This window comes from Halomonas sp. E14 (assembly GCF_052568415.1).
The window spans coordinates 179,112-195,499 of sequence record NZ_CP199423.1 but is presented as its reverse complement, the minus strand read 5'-3'; the positions used below and the strand labels follow the sequence as shown (position 1 = coordinate 195,499).

Sequence of the window (16,388 nt, the reverse complement as noted above, 5' to 3'; positions counted from 1 at the left end):
GGTTCTTGGAGAGGATTCTGGGGGATCGAAGCGAGGATTACTGCCAGGTTACCTCCATATACACCCTGTCTACCCCCAAGGTGATAGGTGGGCCGCCGAAGGGGGTTAGCTCCCCCGGGCAGGAGGCGGCAGGCGGGCGGGCGCATGCGAACCGGGATCCCACAGCATCACCAGCATGCACACGGCCAGCGCCGCGTAGAGGAACATGAAGCCGGCGGTGCGCACGCCGATCCACTCGTTGCCGAGCACGAACATCATCGGCAGCAGCGCGGCGAACAGTCCGCCCAGGGCCAGCGCCAGGCCGCCCGAGCGCACCATGTCGTCGCCGTACTCGCGGTGCAGCAGGCACATCAGGCTACCCTTGCCGATCCCCATGGCCAGCCCCATGATCGCCAGCAGCAGGGCGAAGCCGACCAGCGGCATGGAGAAGCGCAGCGCAATATCGCCATGCACGCCATGGATCTGCATGGTGAAGTCGGGGTAGGAGAGCAGGAATAGACACACCATCACGCAGGCGCTGACCCACCAGCGCAGGTCGCGGAAATCGCGCCGATCGGCCAGCCAGCCGCCGACAATCTGCCCGATCCCGCCGGGCAGGGTGAAGGCCAGCGCCCACAGCGCCGCCACCTTGAGCGGAAGCTGGTACTGGGCCGCCAGATAGCCCGGCAGCCACAGCGCCAGCGCCACGAAGGCGCCGAAGAAGAAACTGTAGTAGAGCGCCAGCCGCCACACCGCGGCTGGCGGCAGCCGCCGTGCCACCGCCCGAACAGCGCCTTCAGCTGCCTCGTCCTCGTCAAGCTCGTCCTGCGGCGCAAGGCGCACGGCGCGCGGCGCATCCTCGGCAAATACCCACAGCAGCAGCGCTACCAGCAGCACCGGCAGCAGGTAGAGCTTGGGCGCCATGGGCCAGCCGTAGGCCTGGCTGATCAGCGGCAGCATGAAGTAGGTGAGTCCGGCCCCCAGCATGCCGGCGCCGTAGAGGCCCAGGGCGAGCCCCGCATGGCGGCGCGGGCACAGCGAGGCGACGTAGATCAGCCCGGCGGCCAACGAACCCGCCCCCAGGCCCAGGCCCGTGCCGGCCAGCAGGAAGTTCCAGTAGCTCTGGGAATAGGCAATGCCCCACAGGAAGGGGCAGATCAGCAGCAGGCAGCCGATCATCACCCGCCGCCCGCCCACGCGCCGCGCCAGCGCCGCCATGGGCAGCGCCGCCAGGCCGCCGGTCAGCATAGGCACGGCCAGCAGTAAGGCGAACTGCACCTCGCCGAAGTGCAGCAGCCGTTTCAGCTCGATACCGAGCACGGCGAAGATGGTCCAGCTGGCGAAGACCAGGGCGAAGGCCAGCGGCGACAATAGCACCACCACCAGCGCACGATAGTCACCCTGCAGGTCCGCCGTGGCGCCCTTTCCGACAGACGTCATGAACGGTGGTCTCTTGAGAGGGTCGAAGAGATTCTCGTTCCCCCTCGCCTATAGCGTCAAAAGGGCATGGGAGGTACCCCTTTGGGGTAACGCAAAGCGCCTATCCGACGGCGTACAGCGGCTACCCTCTGAGGTATAGTGGCCCTTCCCCTCGACCGGAGACGACACGCTGCGATGAAACTGCTGCAACGCTCCCTGGTGGCTCGCATCGTCGCTTCACTGCTGGCGATCAGCGCCATGGCCCTGATCAGCATCGTGGTGACCATGGCGGTGGCCGGCGGCAGCCGCGGCGACGCCGCAGCGCTCAACGTGGCCGGCTCGCTGCGCATGAACACCTACCAGATCGTGGCTGCCCTGCAGCGCTACGAGCGCACCCCCTCGTGGGAACAGCAGGCCGAGATTCGCGTGCTCATGCAGCGCTTCGAGGAACGCCTGGAGAAACCCGAGCTGATCGCTGCCATTCCCATTTCCGAAGCGCATGAGCTGCGCAAGCAGTACCGCTTGGTACTGATGCGCTGGCACAACGAGCTCGCCCCCGAGGTGGCCCAGACCCTGACCAGCCAGTACGTGCGGGTCGACCAGCTCAATCGCGCCCTGGATGGCCTGGTCAACGACATCGACAGGATGGTCAATCAGCTCGAGCAGAACACCGAGGCCAAGATCCGCCTGCTCAGCGCGCTGCAGATCCTATTCCTCGGCCTGACCGCCGTGATCGTGGCCATCGCCCTGTACGACATCCGCCACAACCTGGTGGCACCGCTGCGCCATCTGATGGTGCTGGCGCGCGAGGCCGCCAGGCGCAACTTCACCCACCGCACCCGGCTCGACGGCAGCGACGAGCTGGCCATGCTCGGCCGCACCTTCGACACCATGGCCGAGGAGCTGGGCGCCAGCTATGCCGAGCTCGAGGCGCGGGTGAAGCGCAAGACCCAGGAACTGGAGCGCAACAGCCAGGTGATGCAGGTGCTGCACGACGAAAGCCGCTCGCTCTACGGCGGCGGCAACGACCTGTGCGCCAGCGCCGCGCCGATGCTGCGCCAGGTCGAAAAACTGCTCGAGATCGGCCCCATCCGGCTGTCGCTCAACGACCCCCATGGCGATCGCCAGATTCCGATTCTCGCCACCCATGCGGCGCGGCGCCCCGACTACTGCCGCGACCACGACTGCCACGCCTGCCTGATCGACAACCGTCCCATTCACCTACGCGAGACCGAGGGCGGCGAATGCCTGCTGCTGCCGGTCAGCGTCGGCGAAGTGCTCCTCGGCACCCTGGAAGTGTGGTACCCCAAGGAGCAACCGCTCTCCGACAGCGTGCGCCGGCTGCTCAATGCCCTGGCCGACCAGCTGGCCACCGCCGTGTACCTGCAGCGGCGTATCGAGGAGGAGCAGCAGGTCTCGCTGATGAACGAGCGCACCATCATCGCCCGCGAACTGCACGACTCGCTGGCGCAGTCGCTCTCCTACCTAAAGATGCAGGTAGCCAGGCTCGAACGCATGCAGGCCAAGGATGCCCCCAAGGAGATGCAGGCGGCAGTGTTCGACGAACTGCGCACCGGACTCAACAGCGCCTACCGCCAGCTGCGCGAGCTGCTCACCACCTTCCGTCTCAAGCTCGAGGGGCCCGGACTGCAGTCGGCGCTGCAGCAGACCACGGCCGAGTTCTCCGAGCGCATGGGCGCCCCGGTGGAGCTGCGCTACGATGTGCCGCCCCACCTGCTCAACCCCAACGAAGAGATTCACGTGCTGCAGATCGCCCGCGAGTCGCTGAGCAACATCCATAAGCACGCCGAGGCGCACTGGGCCGCCGTAACGGTCGCCTTCCTCAACGCCCGCATCGTGCTGCGCATCGAAGACGACGGCATCGGCCTGGCACACGACGACTCACCGCCCATGCACTATGGGTTGATCATCATGCGCGACCGTGCCCACACCCTGGGCGGCGAGCTGCGCCTGACCAACCGTGCGCAGGGGGGCACCTGCGTGGAAGTGATCTTCACCCCCCAGACCGCACGCCTGATCGCACGGCAGCATGCCGTGGCCACTCCCCTACACGAGCAAGGAAACTGAGAAACCATGGGCCAGTCAGCCAACGAGACCCCCGCCAGTATCCTGATCATCGACGACCACCCGCTGCTGCGCCGCGGCGTGTCCCAGCTGCTGGAGCTGGAGGACGACCTCGAGCTGATCGGCGACACCGGCGAGCCGCAGCAGGGCGTCCACCTGGCCGCCGAGCTCGACCCGGACATGATCCTGCTCGACCTCAACATGCCGGGCATGGACGGCATCCAGACCCTGAAAGCCCTGCGCGAGTCGGGCTTCGCCGGGCGCATTGTGATGTTTACCGTATCGGATCACGAGGAGGATCTGGTGGCCGCCCTGCGCGGCGGCGCCGACGGCTACCTGCTCAAGGACATGGAGCCCGAAGAGATGGTGCGCCAGCTGCGCCAGGCGGCACTGGGCCGCATGGTGGTGAGCGAGAGCCTCACTGCCCTACTCGCCGAGGCGCTGCGCAACCAGCGCACGGCGCCGGCCTCGCCGGACATCCACAGCCTCACCCAGCGCGAACGCGAGATCCTGCGCGAGCTGGCTGCCGGGCTCTCCAACAAGCTGATCGCCCGCAAGCTCGATATCACCGAAGGCACGGTGAAGGTGCACGTCAAGCACCTGTTGAAGAAGCTCAACCTGCGTTCACGGGTGGAAGCCGCGGTGTGGGCCGTGCAGGAAGGCATCGACCGCTAGCCGGGAAAGGGCCGGCCTGGCAAGGCCGGCTCTGTGTGGATACCTCCAAAGACTTTCAGGCGCCGGCAGGGCGCCTTTTTCTTTTCTTACGCCCCGAACGAGACGATAGATAACAATAAGTTACGCGCCTACCCCCGCTACCCCTCAAGAGGTATTCCGCTGTTTTTTCTGCCATTTAGGGCGGTTTCGCCGCTTCTTTACGCGGCGTATCTTTGCCTCAACCAACCTGAATTGATCCCGGTCAGGCCGGCCGCCGCAACTCGGGATCAGCGGAACCACGAGGGGAAACGTCATGGCTAAATCGAGTGCCGATCTCGGCAACTTCGATACCGGCAAGAAAGGCAGAAACGCCGATATCGAACACTGGGACATTGAAAACGAACAGTTCTGGGAGAGCGAGGGCAAGAAGATCGCCTCGCGCAACCTGTGGATCTCCATCCCCAGCCTGCTGATGGGCTTCGCGGTATGGATGATGTGGGGCATGATCACCACCCAGATGCAGAACCTGGGCTTCCCCTTCGCCGTCGACCAGCTGTTCATGCTGACCGCGATCGCCGGCCTGGCCGGTGCCACCCTGCGCATTCCCGCCTCGTTCATGATCCGCATTGCCGGCGGGCGCAACACCGTGTTCCTGACCACCTCGCTGCTGATGATCCCTGCCTTCGGCACCGGGGTCGCGCTGATGAACCCCGACACGCCGTTCTGGGTGTTCCAGGCCCTGGCGCTGCTCTCCGGCATCGGCGGCGGCAACTTCGCCGCCTCGATGAGCAACATCTCGACCTTCTTCCCCAAGAAGCAGCAGGGCTATGCGTTGGGCATGAACGCCGGCCTGGGTAACTTCGGCGTCACCTCCATGCAAATCCTGATTCCGCTGGTGATGACCATCGGCATCTTCGGCGCACTGGCCGGCGGCCCCATGGTACTGCAGAGCTCCAGCGGCACGCTGATCGGCCGTATCGAAGCCGGTACCGAGACCTGGATTCAGAACGCCGGCTTCATCTGGCTGCTGTTCCTGGTGCCGTTGGCCTTCCTCGGCTGGTTCGGCATGAACAACCTGCGCCCCATCACGCCCAACCCGGGCACGCCGATGCAGGCCTTCGGCAAGATCCTCGGCCTCTACGGCGTGGGCATCGTGGCCACCATCGTCGGTATCGTCACCCTGCAGTGGCTGGGCATGTGGGTCGCCCTGCCGATCACCATCCTGCTGACCCTGGTGCTGATGCGCCTGATTCCCGGTGACATCAAGCCCAACATCCAGAAGCAGTTCGCGATCTTCTCGAACAAGCACACCTGGTCGATGACCGTGCTGTACATCCTGACCTTCGGCTCGTTCATCGGCTTCTCCGCCGCCCTGCCGCTGTCGATCAACGTCATCTTCGGCAACATGATGGAAGTGGCCGCCGACGGCAGCGTGACTCGCGTGGTCAATCCCAACGGCCCCAGCGCCCTGACCTGGGCCTGGATCGGGCCTTTCGTCGGCGCGCTGATCCGCCCCTTCGGCGGCTGGATCTCCGACAAGGTGGGCGGCTCCATCGTCACCCAGGTGATCTCGGTAATCATGGTGGTGGCCTCGGCGGTGACCGGCTATGTGATGATGCTGGCCTACAACTCCACCGATCCCAACAGCTACTTCGCCCTGTTCATGCTGCTGTTCGTGATTCTGTTCGCCGCCAGCGGCATCGGTAACGGCTCCACCTTCCGCAGCATCGGCGTGATCTTCGACGCCCAGCAGAAGGGCCCGGTGCTGGGCTGGACCTCCGCCGTGGCCGCCTACGGCGCCTTCATCGCCCCGGTGGTGATGGGTGGCCAGATCCGTGCCGGCACTCCCGAGCTCGCCATGTACGGCTTCGCGATCTTCTACGCGGTGTGTCTGGTAATCAACTGGTGGTTCTACCTGCGCGCCAACGCCTACGTCAAAAATCCCTGATGCCGTCGACCGTGCTCCGGAGCCGCTCCGGAGCACACCCCCTTACCTTGCCTCCTGCGGAGGGATGTCATGAAAGTCATGATCGCCTATGACGGCTCACGCAACGCCAAGCTGGCCCTGGCACAGACCGTCAGCCTGTTTCGCTGCAACGCCCCCATGCTGATCCTGGTCGGTGTTGCCGAGAATCCCGGCGACGCCACCGACGCCAACGAGGCGCTGTTTCAGCAGGGCTACGAAGAGATGAAGGCGGCCCTCAAGGAGGGTGCCGATTTCGCTCATCAGGAAGGCTTCGACGTGGACTGGATCCTGGCCGAGGGCGACGCCCGCAAGATGCTGCTGCAGGCCACCCAGAAGCACGCGCCGGACATGCTGGTCATCGCGCGCCACAGCAGCAAGCCCGACGGCGGCATCATCGCCCAGTCGCTGAGCTACTTCGTCGACGAGCTCGACTACATGACCTTCGGCAAGGTCAGCTCATTCCTGGCCCGGCGCGTCGAGTGTCCGCTGCTGATCCTGCCGAGCCCCTGACGGCGATCCCGTCATACGTGGCCAATTTCGCTTTCACTTCAGGATGATACAACCATGAAAGTGTCCGCCATCTTCCAGTTCCGCAGTCCGGAAATCAGGGCGCTGCACCTGACCTGGATCGCATTCTTCATCACCTTCTACGTCTGGTTCAACATGGCGCCCTTGGCATCGAGCATGCTCAAGAGCGTCGACTGGCTGACCCGCGACGACATCCGCCTGTTTGCCATCGTCAACGTGGCGCTGACCATCCCGGCGCGCATCATCGTCGGCATGGCGCTCGACCGCTTCGGCCCGCGCCGGGTGTTCTCGGTGCTGATGGTCTCCATGGCCATACCGGCACTGGTGTTCGCCTTCGGCAACACCATGTCGCAGCTGCTGATCTCGCGCCTAATACTCAGCTCCATCGGCGCCAGCTTCGTGGTCGGCATCCACATGACCGCGCTGTGGTTCAAGCCCAAGGATATCGGTTTCGCCGAGGGCTTCTACGCCGGCTGGGGCAACTTCGGCTCGGCCGTGGCCGCCATGACCCTGCCCACCATCGCCCTGACCATGTTCGGCGGCGACGACGGCTGGCGCTACGCCATCGGCATCAGCGCCATCGTGATGGCCGCCTACGGCGTGTACTACTGGTTCGCCATCACCGATGGCCCCGACGCCCGCGCCCACCGCAAGTCACGCAAGGCGCTGGCCATGGAAGTAAGCTCCTGGCGTGACATGATCATGCTGATCCTGTGGACCATTCCGCTGGTGGGCTGTCTGGCCATCCTGGTATGGCGCATCGAGGGCATGGGCTACCTCTCCTCCACCGGCGCACTGATCTGCTATGCGATCATTGCCGCCGTGGTGATCTACCAGATCGTACAGATCCTGCGGGTCAACGTTCCGATCCTCAAGAAAGGCGTGCCGGAGGACGACAAGTACTCCTTCAGCAGCGTGGCCGCGCTCAACAGCACCTACTTCGCCAACTTCGGCGCCGAGCTGGCGGTGGTGTCCATGCTGCCGATGTTCTTCGAGGAGACCTGGGGGCTGACCGCCGCCGCCGCCGGCATGATCGCCGCCTCGTTCGCCTTCGTTAACCTGGTGGCGCGCCCCATGGGCGGCCTGGTCTCCGACCGCATGGGCAACCGCCGCTTCGTGATGCTCAGCTACATGTTCGGCATCGGCATCGGCTTCGTGCTGATGGGGCTGCTCAACTCCAACTGGCCGCTGATCATCGCCATCGCCATCACCATCTTCACCTCCTTCTTCGTGCAGGGGGCTGAGGGCGCCACCTTCGGCATCATTCCCTCGATCAAGCGCCGCATCACCGGCCAGATCTCGGGCATGGCCGGCGCCTACGGCAACGTCGGCGCGGTGGTCTACCTGACCATCTTCACCTTCGTCACTCCCACTCAGTTCTTCTACATCATTGCCGGCGGCGCCTTCGTCAGCTGGCTGATCTGCCTGATCTGGCTGAAGGAGCCGGAAGGCGCGTTCGACGAGGAGTACTACGTCTCCTCGGTGGACCGCATGATCGAAGAGCAGGAGCTGGCCAAGGCCCAGGTCAAACCGCAGCAGGGTTGATCGCGGCACACCGGCAGCAGTCGCCTAGGCGACTGCTGCTTTTTTGGGTTTCTGCAAGGCCCTTCGCTTGGTACCGCGCACCCCGCCTGCCCCTGAGACGAGCGCCCTTGGCAAGGCAAGAGAGTTTGATCCATGGCAAGGACGATAGCGCCCCCCGAAGACTATAGTGGTATCTCAGATACCTGTTTAACCATGCCCCTCACTGGGAGGTGACGATGTCCTCCACCGCATACTCGCAGCAAGAGCCCGACTGCCCGCCGCTGGAAGCGCTGGACCGCCGCGGCAAGGTCCTGGCCGCGGTTGTCTACGTGCTTTACTTGGGCAGCATCATGGCCGTGATCACTGCCCCGATTGGCGTGCTGCTGGCGCATCTGCGCCGCAGCAGCGCGGCGCCGCTGGCCGCCAGCCACCTGCTGTTTCAGATCCGCACCTTCTGGCTGGGGGCGCTGGCCGGCGCCGCCGTGCTGGCCGCCTGGTATCTGCTCGGGCTGATCGGCGCGCCTTCCTGGGCCTCCTGGGTGCTGGGCTATGGCTTCTTCACCGCCTGCCTAATCTGGACCATCGGCCGCAGCGGCGTCGGCATCAACCGCCTGCTGAACGACCGCGCCATCGATGACCCGCATAGCCTGCTGTTCGGCGGCGCCAAGGTCTCGCTGGACGATTGATCGTCGCTGGAAAACGTCAGAAAGGAGCCCCCATGACCACCGCGATTTCACTCACTCCGGCTGTGCCGGCTCGCTCGGCTGCCGTTACCGGCCTCGCCTGGGTCTTCATCGGTTTCTCCGGGCTGATCATGTCACTAGTGACCCTGCCCCTGCTGCCCGGCGAGGCGCTGGTCGCCTCGCTTGGGGTGGAAACCGGCAGCGGCGGGCTCACCGGCGGCGTGGCCTGGCTGATCGAAAGCAGCCGCACCCTGGCCAGCCTGCTGCTGCTGGGCGCCGCCATTACCCTGGCTCTCTCCGTGGCCCTGCTGCAGCGACGCCGCTGGGCCAGGCGCGCCTTCGTCACGCTGATGGCGGCCGGCTTCGTCGGTGTGCTGGGTGGTGCCGCCCTGACGCCTTTGACCTTCGGCTTCATGGCCGAGGCCGCCGACTCCATGGCCGGCCTCGAGGATCCGGTGGCCGGCCTGATCGGCGCGCTGGCCGTGTTGATCCTGTTCGCCACGGTCTCGGTGGTACTGTTCGCCTGGGCCATCTGGAAGCTGACCACGCCGGACGTTCGCGCCGAGTTCGACAGAACCCCTGTCGCCGCGGAGGCCTGAATGACGGATCGGCCATCGGCAACGCTGCCCAACCCCGGCTGGGGGCCGCTGTCGGCCCTGCCTGGCAACCCGCTGATGTGGGTGCTGATCCTCAGCGAGATCGTGGTGTTCGCCGCCTTCTTCGGCCTGTTCGCCTGGCTGCGCGCAGGCGAACGCGAGCTCTTCGACGCTTCACAGCAGCTGCTCGACCCGGTGGCCGGCGGCATCAATACCATGGTGCTGCTGACCAGCGGGCTGTTTGCCGCCTTGGCCGTTCAGGCCATCAAGGCCGGTCAGGTACGCCGCTGTCGCCAGTGGCTGGCGGCGGCGTTCGCCCTGGGCGTGGTGTTCTGCGTGGTCAAGTTGGTGGAGTACGCCGACAAGCTCGGCCAGGGACTCATGCCCGAGACCAACACCTTCTTCACCTTCTACTACCTGCTGACCGGGTTTCACTTCGCCCACGTGCTGTTCGGCCTGGGCCTGATCGCCCTGGTGGCCTGGCGCATCTCTCATGCCAACGTCGAGACCGCCGCGGCCTTCTGGCACATGGTCGATCTGATCTGGATCCTGCTCTACCCGATCATCTACCTGCTGAGGTGAGCCCATGCGCGCCCTGACCCACGCTCTGCAAGATGCTGCCACGCGCCGCCTGCTGATCACCTGGGCGGTGCTGATGGGGCTGACGCTGCTCGCCATGCTCTCCGCCCAGCTCGGCGGCGATGCCCGCCAGGCAGCGCTGCCGCTGTGGTCGGCGGGGCTGCTGCTGGCCACCACCCTGTTCAAGGCGCACCGGGTGCTGATGGTCTACCTGGGGCTCGACGAGGCTTCATCGGCCTGGCGCGGCGCCTTCATCGGCCTGATTCTCGCCACGCTGCTGCTGGTCGCCGCCGGCTATCTCATCGCCAGGCTGAGCTGAACGAAGCCGGTGGCAGTCGGGCTGGCTCGCCCAAAGGAGAATTGGCCGACTCATCGATAGGCTGCTAGCGTTGCCCCTTCACGCGGTGGCGCCCGTCGCCACCGATCCTGAGCGCCGCGCCGGCAAGCATTGCACGCCTAGTCCAGGCATCGTGCGCGGCGGCCCGTCTGGGAACAGAATCACATGCCGTCAGTCCGTACATCGCAGGCCTGGGTGCCGTTCGCGCAAGGGCGACTGTTCGCCAAGCACTGGCGGCCCGCCGAGGCTGCCGATTCCCGAGCCCCCATCGTACTGCTGCATGACTCGCTGGGCTGCGTCGCGCTGTGGCGCGACTTCCCCAAGCAGCTGGCGCAGGCCACCCGGCGCGAGGTCATCGCCTACGATCGACAAGGATTCGGACAGTCCGACCCCTACCCCGGCCGGCTCGACCACCACTTCATCGAAGCCGAAGCGCAGGGCGCCTTTGCCGCGCTATGCGAGCAGCTGGCGCTGCCGCGCGTCATCGTCTTCGGCCACAGCGTGGGCGGGGCCATGGCCGCCGGCTGTGCGGCGGCCCACCCGGAGCGGTGCCTGGCGGTGGTCACCGAGTCGGCCCAGGCCTTCGTCGAGGCGCGTACGTTGGAGGGGGTAGGCGCGGCGAAGCAGGCCTTCTCCGAGGCGGGACAGCTCGAACGGCTGCAGAGATACCATGGTGACAAGGCGGCATGGGTCCTCAGCGCCTGGGTAGATACCTGGCTCGACGAAGGCTTTCGCGACTGGAACCTGAATGCGAGCCTGGCACGCGTGCGCTGCCCGCTGCTGGCCCTGCACGGCGATGAGGACGAGTTCGGCTCGCCCCGGCAGCCGGAGCGCTACGCCACCCTAACGGCGGGCCCCGCGCTCATGCGACTGCTGCCCGGCTGCGGGCACGTGCCGCATCGCGAACGGCCCGAGGCCGTGCTCGATGCGGTGGTGCCGTTTCTGGCCGAGCTGGCCGACTGAACGACGGCGCCACCGCTAGTAGGTTGGCGGCGGCCCCACGCCGGCCCACTCGGCCAGCCGCCGGGCCAGGCGGATCAGGCCGTAGACGGCGAACGGGGCGACGAACATCATCAGGATGCCCCAGTCCTGGGTGTTGATCACCCAGGCCAGCGGGGTGATGACCAGGAGGGCGGCCAGCAGGCCGAGACACAGGGCGATGGCGGGGCGGCGTGACGTCATGTGGCCTCCTCAGCTGCCAATGATCTGGCGGTAGATACCGGGCAGCGCGAGCGACAGGTGCTCGGGCCGGTTGACGATGGCGTAGCTGCCGCGGCCGAACAGGTGCGACACGTACTGGTGCGCCTCGCTGTCGATGGTCACGCCGAATACCCGCACCTCATGCTGACGCGCCTCGAGCACCGCCCGGCGGGTGTCCTCGATGCCATAGCGGCCCTCGTAGTAGTCGGTATCGTTGGGCTTGCCGTCGGTGAGCAGCAGCAGCAGCCGATGCCGGTTGGGCCGCTCGGAGAGCTCCTTGGTGACGTGGCGGATCGCTGGACCCATGCGGGTGTAATGGCCGGGCTTGAGCGCCGAGATACGCCGCGCCACCCGATCGTTCATGGTCTCGTCGAAGGTCTTGAGCGTGTTGACCCAAACCTTGTGCCGCCGATGCGAGGTGAAGCAGTGAATGCTGTAATCGTCGCCGCAGCCGGCCAGGCCATGGCCCAGCACCAGCAGCGCCTCCTTGGCCACGTCGAGCACGCGACGATCCTCGAGCCAGGCATCGGTGGAGAGCGAGACGTCGATCAGGATCGAGACGGCCAGGTCGCGCGCCTGCTGGCGGGTAGCCTGGTAGAGGCGGTCGCTGGACTCGCCGGTGGCGGCCAGGTCACAGCGCGAGCGGATCACCGCGTCCATGTCGAGCTCGCTGCCGTCGTACTGACCGCGCAGGGTCTCGCGACGCGGGCGCAGTGCCTCGAACTCGCGACGCACCCGGCGAATGCGCCGGTGGGTGGCCGCGTCGGGCTGCCATGACTCGCCTTCCTCGCTGGCCAGCTCAGTGTGCACCTGGCAGTGGTCGGGCAGGTAGATCTGCTTGCGGTAGTTCCACTCGGGATAGGTGTGCTTGCCGCGCAGGCGCTCGCCCAGCGCCTCGTCGGGCGGCAGGTCGAGGTCGACCTTGATGCGTGTCGCCGCACGCTGCTTGTGCGGGCTGAGGATGATCTCCTCCATCTGCTCGGCGGCGCGCTTGGCTTCCTCGTCCTCGTTGTCCTCGACCAGCCGATTGAGGTTCACCATCTCGGTCCAGGAGAGCATCTTCTCGAAGCGGTTGGCCACCAGCGGGTCGTCGCGCTCGGTCTGGTCCTGGCGCTTGCGTTCGGCCTTGCGCTTGCCATCGCCGACGGTCTGGGCGCTGTTGGTCTCACCCTCCTGCGGGTCCTCCTGGCTTTCGTCGCGGCCCGCCCCGGTACCTAGCGCCACTACCTGGCCCCATAGCGGCACCGGCAGCGGCGGGCGATAGCCGCGCGGCGCGGCGATCACATCGAGCGGAAGCTCAGGCTCCACGATGGCGCGATGCATCGACGCCGCCCAGCCTTCCAGCTCGAGCTCCTCGCCGAGCAGCACGCGCAGGGTCTGCTCCAGCGCCAGCTCCATGGGCGGCAGGCGCTTGCGTGCAGGGCGCACCACCAGCAGCCCCAGACACAGCCGACGGTAGCGCTCAGCCAGGCCGGGAAAGCGTGCCAAGGCGGCATCGCGGGCACGCACGGCTTCACGCAGGCGGGCCAGGTCGTCGCGCAAGGGGTCGCGCTGGGGCTCGGGCTTGCGCGCCACCGCCAGGTAGGCCACCAGCCAGAAGTAGAGGTCGCGGTTCAACTCCGGATCGGGAAACAGATCGATGCGCGGCGGCAGCAGCAGGTTCTCCTCGTCGCGCCGTGCCTGGTCGATGGCTTCGTCGTCGAAGCCGAGCTTCTGGCGCAGCGACAGGCGGTGGTTCGAGCTGCGTGCGACGATGGATGCCACTTCCACGCCTGCCTCACCGCCGCTGGCGCGAAAGAACACGCCGAGCACGTGACGCATCTGCTCCATGGAGACGGCCGCATCCGGATAGCGCTTGTAGCTGGCCGCGCTGGAGGCCCAGCGGTGCCAGTGGCGACCGACGAACTCTTCGAGCTCGAGAAACTGCATGGCCTTTCCTCCCGAAGACGCGCTGTCGAGCGCGGCCAATAAACGTCAGATGCTCAGCCGAAGGTGGCGCGAATCGATTCGAGCAGGCCTTCCTGCACGTCCAGATCGTCCGACAGCGGCTCGACCAGGGTGGCGCGAGCGGCTTCGAGGATCGGCATACCGGCATTGATCAGGGTGGCACAGTAGACCAGCAGACGGGTGGAGACACCCTCTTCCAGGTCCTGTCCCTTGAGTTCGCGCAGGCGCCCGGCCAAGTTGACCAGCGCGGCGCAGCGCTCGTGGGCAAGGCCGCTCTCGCGGGCGACGATCTCGCACTCCACCTTGGGCGGCGGGAAGTCGAACGACATCGCCACGAAGCGCTGGCGGGTGCTCGGCTTGAGCGACTTGAGAATGTGCTGGTAGCCGGGGTTGTAGGAGACCACCAGCATGAAATCCTTCGGTGCCTCGAGCAGCTCGCCGGTACGCTCCAGCGGCAGCAGGCGGCGGTCATCGGTCAGCGGGTGCATCACCACGGTGACGTCCTTGCGCGCTTCCACCACCTCGTCGAGGTAGCAGATGCCGCCCTCGCGCACGGCGCGGGTCAGCGGGCCGTCCACCCAGCGGGTCTCGCCGCCCTGCAGCAGGTAGCGTCCGGTGAGGTCGGCGGCGGTGAGGTCGTCATGGCACGACACGGTGAACAGCGGACGGCCCAGCTTGGCCGCCATGTGGGTGACGAAGCGAGTCTTGCCGCACCCGGTCGGTCCCTTGAGCAGCAGCGGCAGGCGCTGCTGGTACGCCTGTTCGAACAGCGCGCACTCGTTGCCAACCGGTTCATAGTAAGGCAGGTCCCGCGCGAAGGCGGAAGCGGCATTGGTGACGGTAGCGGTATGAGACATGGGACACTCCAAGGGAAGGTGGTGGGAAGGCCGACATTGCGGTGCGGGTCAGCCTTCCCGAACGGGGCGCATGGCGCCCCGTCTCAGGCTCACTCGGCGGCGACGATGGACGGCTGCTTGACGCTGGCAGACGCCTGCTCACGTGCCGGTGCGAACACCGAGTAGATGAACATGGCGGCGGCGATGGCGACGAAGATGCCGGTGCCGAAGCGCATCACGTAGAACAGGTCGAGCTGCGCCTGCACCTGCATGAAGTTCATGCCGAGCACCCGCTGCAGGTGGGTCTGGACGACGCCTGCGAAGGTCAGGGTGAAGGTCATGAACCACATGGCCGAGGTCATGATCCAGAACGCCCACATGTTGAGCACCTGGTTGTACGGCTGCACGCGACGGATCTGCGGCATAGCGTAGGTGATGATGCCCATCACCAGCATCACATAGGCACCGTAGAAGGCCAGGTGGCCGTGGGCCGCGGTGATCTGGGTGCCGTGGGTGTAGTAGTTGATCCACGACAGGGTGTGCATGAAGCCCCACACGCCGGCGCCGAAGAAGGCGACCGCGGCACAGCCCAGGGTCCACAGCATGGCGGCCTTGTTCGGATGGTTACGGCTGCCCTTCCAGAACATGTAGAAGGCGAACACCACCATGGCGAAGAACGGGATCACCTCCAGGGTGGAGAAGATGCTGCCGATCGGCTGCCAGTAGCCGGGGGTGCCGATCCAGTAGTAGTGGTGGCCGGTACCCAGCAGGCCGGAGAACAGCGCCAGACCGACGATGACGTAGAGCCACTTTTCGATGATCTCACGGTCGACGCCGGTCATCTTGATCAGCAGGTAGCCGAGCAGCGAGGCCATGATCAGCTCCCACACGCCTTCGACCCAGATGTGCACGATCCACCACCACCACAGCTTGTCCAGCGCCAGGTTGTCGGGGTTGTAGAAGGCGAACAGCCAGAACACCGCGGCCAGCCACAGGCCCAGCATCAGCACCATGTTGATGGCGGTCTTGCGGCCCTTGAGCATGGTCATGCTGGTGTTGAACAAGAACATCAGGAACGAGATGGTGATCAACAGCTTCGACCACAGCGGCTGCTCGAGGTAGTGACGCCCCTCGTGGATGCCGAACTGGTAGCTGATCAGCGCGCCGGCGCCGGCGATGGCGAACAGCAACAGCTGGAAGTAGGCCAGCTTGGGGCTGTAGATCTCGTTTTCGGCTTCTTCCGGCATCAGGTAGTAGGTACTACCCATGAAGCCGATCAGCAGCCACACGATCAACAGGTTGGTATGACTGGTACGGGTGATGTTGAACGGCATCGCCTCGGACATGAAGTGCGGCCACACGTAGGCTGCCGCCGCGGCCAGTCCGAAGACGATCTGTAGAGCGAATAGGGCCATGGCCAGCATGAAGAAAGGCAAGGCCACCTTCTGCGTTTCGTATTTCATCGGTTCGACTCCTTGGTACCTGGAAGAGGATCAGCCGGCCGGATGCGGCGGCCAGCCCTGGGTGTTGATGGAATCGGTCCACTCCAGGAAATCGATCAGCGCCTGCATCTCTTCGTCGTTGATGTCGTGAGCCGGCATCTGGCGGCGGCCAGGCGCCCCGGTGGGCTGGGCATTCATCCACGCTTCCAGGGCCATGCGGGCCCCTTCCGGGTTGGTGCGACCCCCGAAGCGGGTCCAGACATTGCCGATTTCAGGCGCAAAGTAGGAACCTTCACCGAGAATGGTGTGGCAGTTGATGCAGTTGTGCTCTTCCCAGACATGCTTGCCCAGGCGGACGGTATCCGTCAGGGGCTGCGTCGAGGTGTTGACGATGTAGAAGTGACTGTGTGCCGTCAATGCGGCAAACACGAGGAAAAAGAATAGCGAGCCGCCGTAGAAAATATTTCGGGCCGCCGCCTTGGTGAGGCCTTCGGTCATGGGCCTGTCCCCCCTTGCTGTGTGGCACTTTCGGGACCTGCGACCGAAGTCGACCAGCCCCACCCCTTATAACAAGCATTTGTGATACTTCTTTAGATTACCGCCAGACCCGGGA

At 65.6% G+C, this 16,388-nt stretch carries 16 protein-coding genes; 10 read left to right on the top strand and 6 right to left on the bottom strand.

Translation table 11 applies throughout. From position 1 onward, the window contains the following. Positions 1-105 precede the first annotated feature (105 nt). On the bottom strand, positions 106-1,419 hold the full coding sequence (locus ACT7B3_RS00920) for an MFS transporter (protein WP_445156554.1): 1,314 nt from the start codon (positions 1,417-1,419) through the stop codon (positions 106-108). A 174-nt stretch (positions 1,420-1,593) separates the two neighbouring features. Between ACT7B3_RS00920 and ACT7B3_RS00915 the strand changes: the two genes are divergently transcribed. The 10 genes from ACT7B3_RS00915 (at position 1,594) to ACT7B3_RS00870 (ending at position 11,313) form a co-directional block, all read left to right on the top strand. Continuing rightward, a complete protein-coding gene (locus ACT7B3_RS00915; protein ID WP_445156553.1) occupies positions 1,594-3,486 on the top strand; it encodes a histidine kinase in 1,893 nt (630 codons plus the stop codon). A 6-nt stretch (positions 3,487-3,492) separates the two neighbouring features. After that, entirely contained in the window at positions 3,493-4,158 is a 666-nt protein-coding gene (gene narL, locus ACT7B3_RS00910) for a two-component system response regulator NarL (RefSeq protein ID WP_444678719.1), read from the top strand. 292 nt (positions 4,159-4,450) lie between these two features. After that, on the top strand, positions 4,451-6,085 hold the full coding sequence (locus ACT7B3_RS00905) for an antiporter (RefSeq protein ID WP_444678720.1): 1,635 nt from the start codon (positions 4,451-4,453) through the stop codon (positions 6,083-6,085). 69 nt (positions 6,086-6,154) lie between these two features. Further along, positions 6,155-6,613 carry a universal stress protein gene (locus ACT7B3_RS00900; RefSeq protein ID WP_444678721.1) on the top strand — a complete coding sequence of 153 codons (459 nt, stop codon included), beginning with the start codon at positions 6,155-6,157 and terminating at the stop codon, positions 6,611-6,613. A 54-nt stretch (positions 6,614-6,667) separates the two neighbouring features. Next, positions 6,668-8,176 (top strand): MFS transporter, encoded by a 1,509-nt coding sequence (locus tag ACT7B3_RS00895; protein WP_445156552.1) that lies wholly within the window; start codon positions 6,668-6,670, stop codon positions 8,174-8,176. Positions 8,177-8,391: 215 nt separating this feature from the next. After that, positions 8,392-8,841, top strand: a complete 450-nt coding sequence (locus tag ACT7B3_RS00890) for a DUF4870 family protein (protein WP_444678723.1) — start codon at positions 8,392-8,394, stop codon at positions 8,839-8,841. 32 nt (positions 8,842-8,873) lie between these two features. Then, positions 8,874-9,437, top strand: coding sequence for a hypothetical protein (locus tag ACT7B3_RS00885; RefSeq protein WP_445156551.1), 564 nt, complete (start codon positions 8,874-8,876; stop codon positions 9,435-9,437). After that, on the top strand, positions 9,438-10,016 hold the full coding sequence (locus ACT7B3_RS00880; RefSeq protein ID WP_444678725.1) for a cytochrome c oxidase subunit 3 family protein: 579 nt from the start codon (positions 9,438-9,440) through the stop codon (positions 10,014-10,016). 4 nt (positions 10,017-10,020) lie between these two features. Further along, positions 10,021-10,332, top strand: a complete 312-nt coding sequence (locus ACT7B3_RS00875) for a cytochrome C oxidase subunit IV family protein (protein ID WP_445156550.1) — start codon at positions 10,021-10,023, stop codon at positions 10,330-10,332. A gap of 183 nt (positions 10,333-10,515) precedes the next feature. After that, positions 10,516-11,313 (top strand): alpha/beta fold hydrolase, encoded by a 798-nt coding sequence (locus ACT7B3_RS00870; RefSeq protein ID WP_445156549.1) that lies wholly within the window; start codon positions 10,516-10,518, stop codon positions 11,311-11,313. Positions 11,314-11,328: 15 nt separating this feature from the next. On the opposite strand, the gene ACT7B3_RS00865 is transcribed toward ACT7B3_RS00870, so the two are convergent. The 5 genes from ACT7B3_RS00865 to ACT7B3_RS00845 all read right to left on the bottom strand — a co-directional run bounded on the left by ACT7B3_RS00865 (position 11,329) and on the right by ACT7B3_RS00845 (position 16,273). Further along, positions 11,329-11,532, bottom strand: coding sequence for a hypothetical protein (locus tag ACT7B3_RS00865; RefSeq protein ID WP_444678728.1), 204 nt, complete (start codon positions 11,530-11,532; stop codon positions 11,329-11,331). Positions 11,533-11,541: 9 nt separating this feature from the next. Beyond that, complete coding sequence (locus tag ACT7B3_RS00860) at positions 11,542-13,479, bottom strand: nitric oxide reductase activation protein NorD (protein ID WP_444678729.1); 1,938 nt, start codon at positions 13,477-13,479, stop codon at positions 11,542-11,544. 53 nt (positions 13,480-13,532) lie between these two features. Beyond that, positions 13,533-14,354: a CbbQ/NirQ/NorQ/GpvN family protein gene (locus ACT7B3_RS00855; protein WP_444678730.1), complete on the bottom strand. Its 822-nt coding sequence runs from the start codon at positions 14,352-14,354 to the stop codon at positions 13,533-13,535. An 89-nt stretch (positions 14,355-14,443) separates the two neighbouring features. Next, positions 14,444-15,796 carry a cbb3-type cytochrome c oxidase subunit I gene (locus ACT7B3_RS00850; RefSeq protein WP_445156548.1) on the bottom strand — a complete coding sequence of 451 codons (1,353 nt, stop codon included), beginning with the start codon at positions 15,794-15,796 and terminating at the stop codon, positions 14,444-14,446. Positions 15,797-15,826: 30 nt separating this feature from the next. Next, positions 15,827-16,273 (bottom strand): c-type cytochrome, encoded by a 447-nt coding sequence (locus ACT7B3_RS00845; protein WP_445156547.1) that lies wholly within the window; start codon positions 16,271-16,273, stop codon positions 15,827-15,829. Positions 16,274-16,388 lie beyond the last annotated feature (115 nt).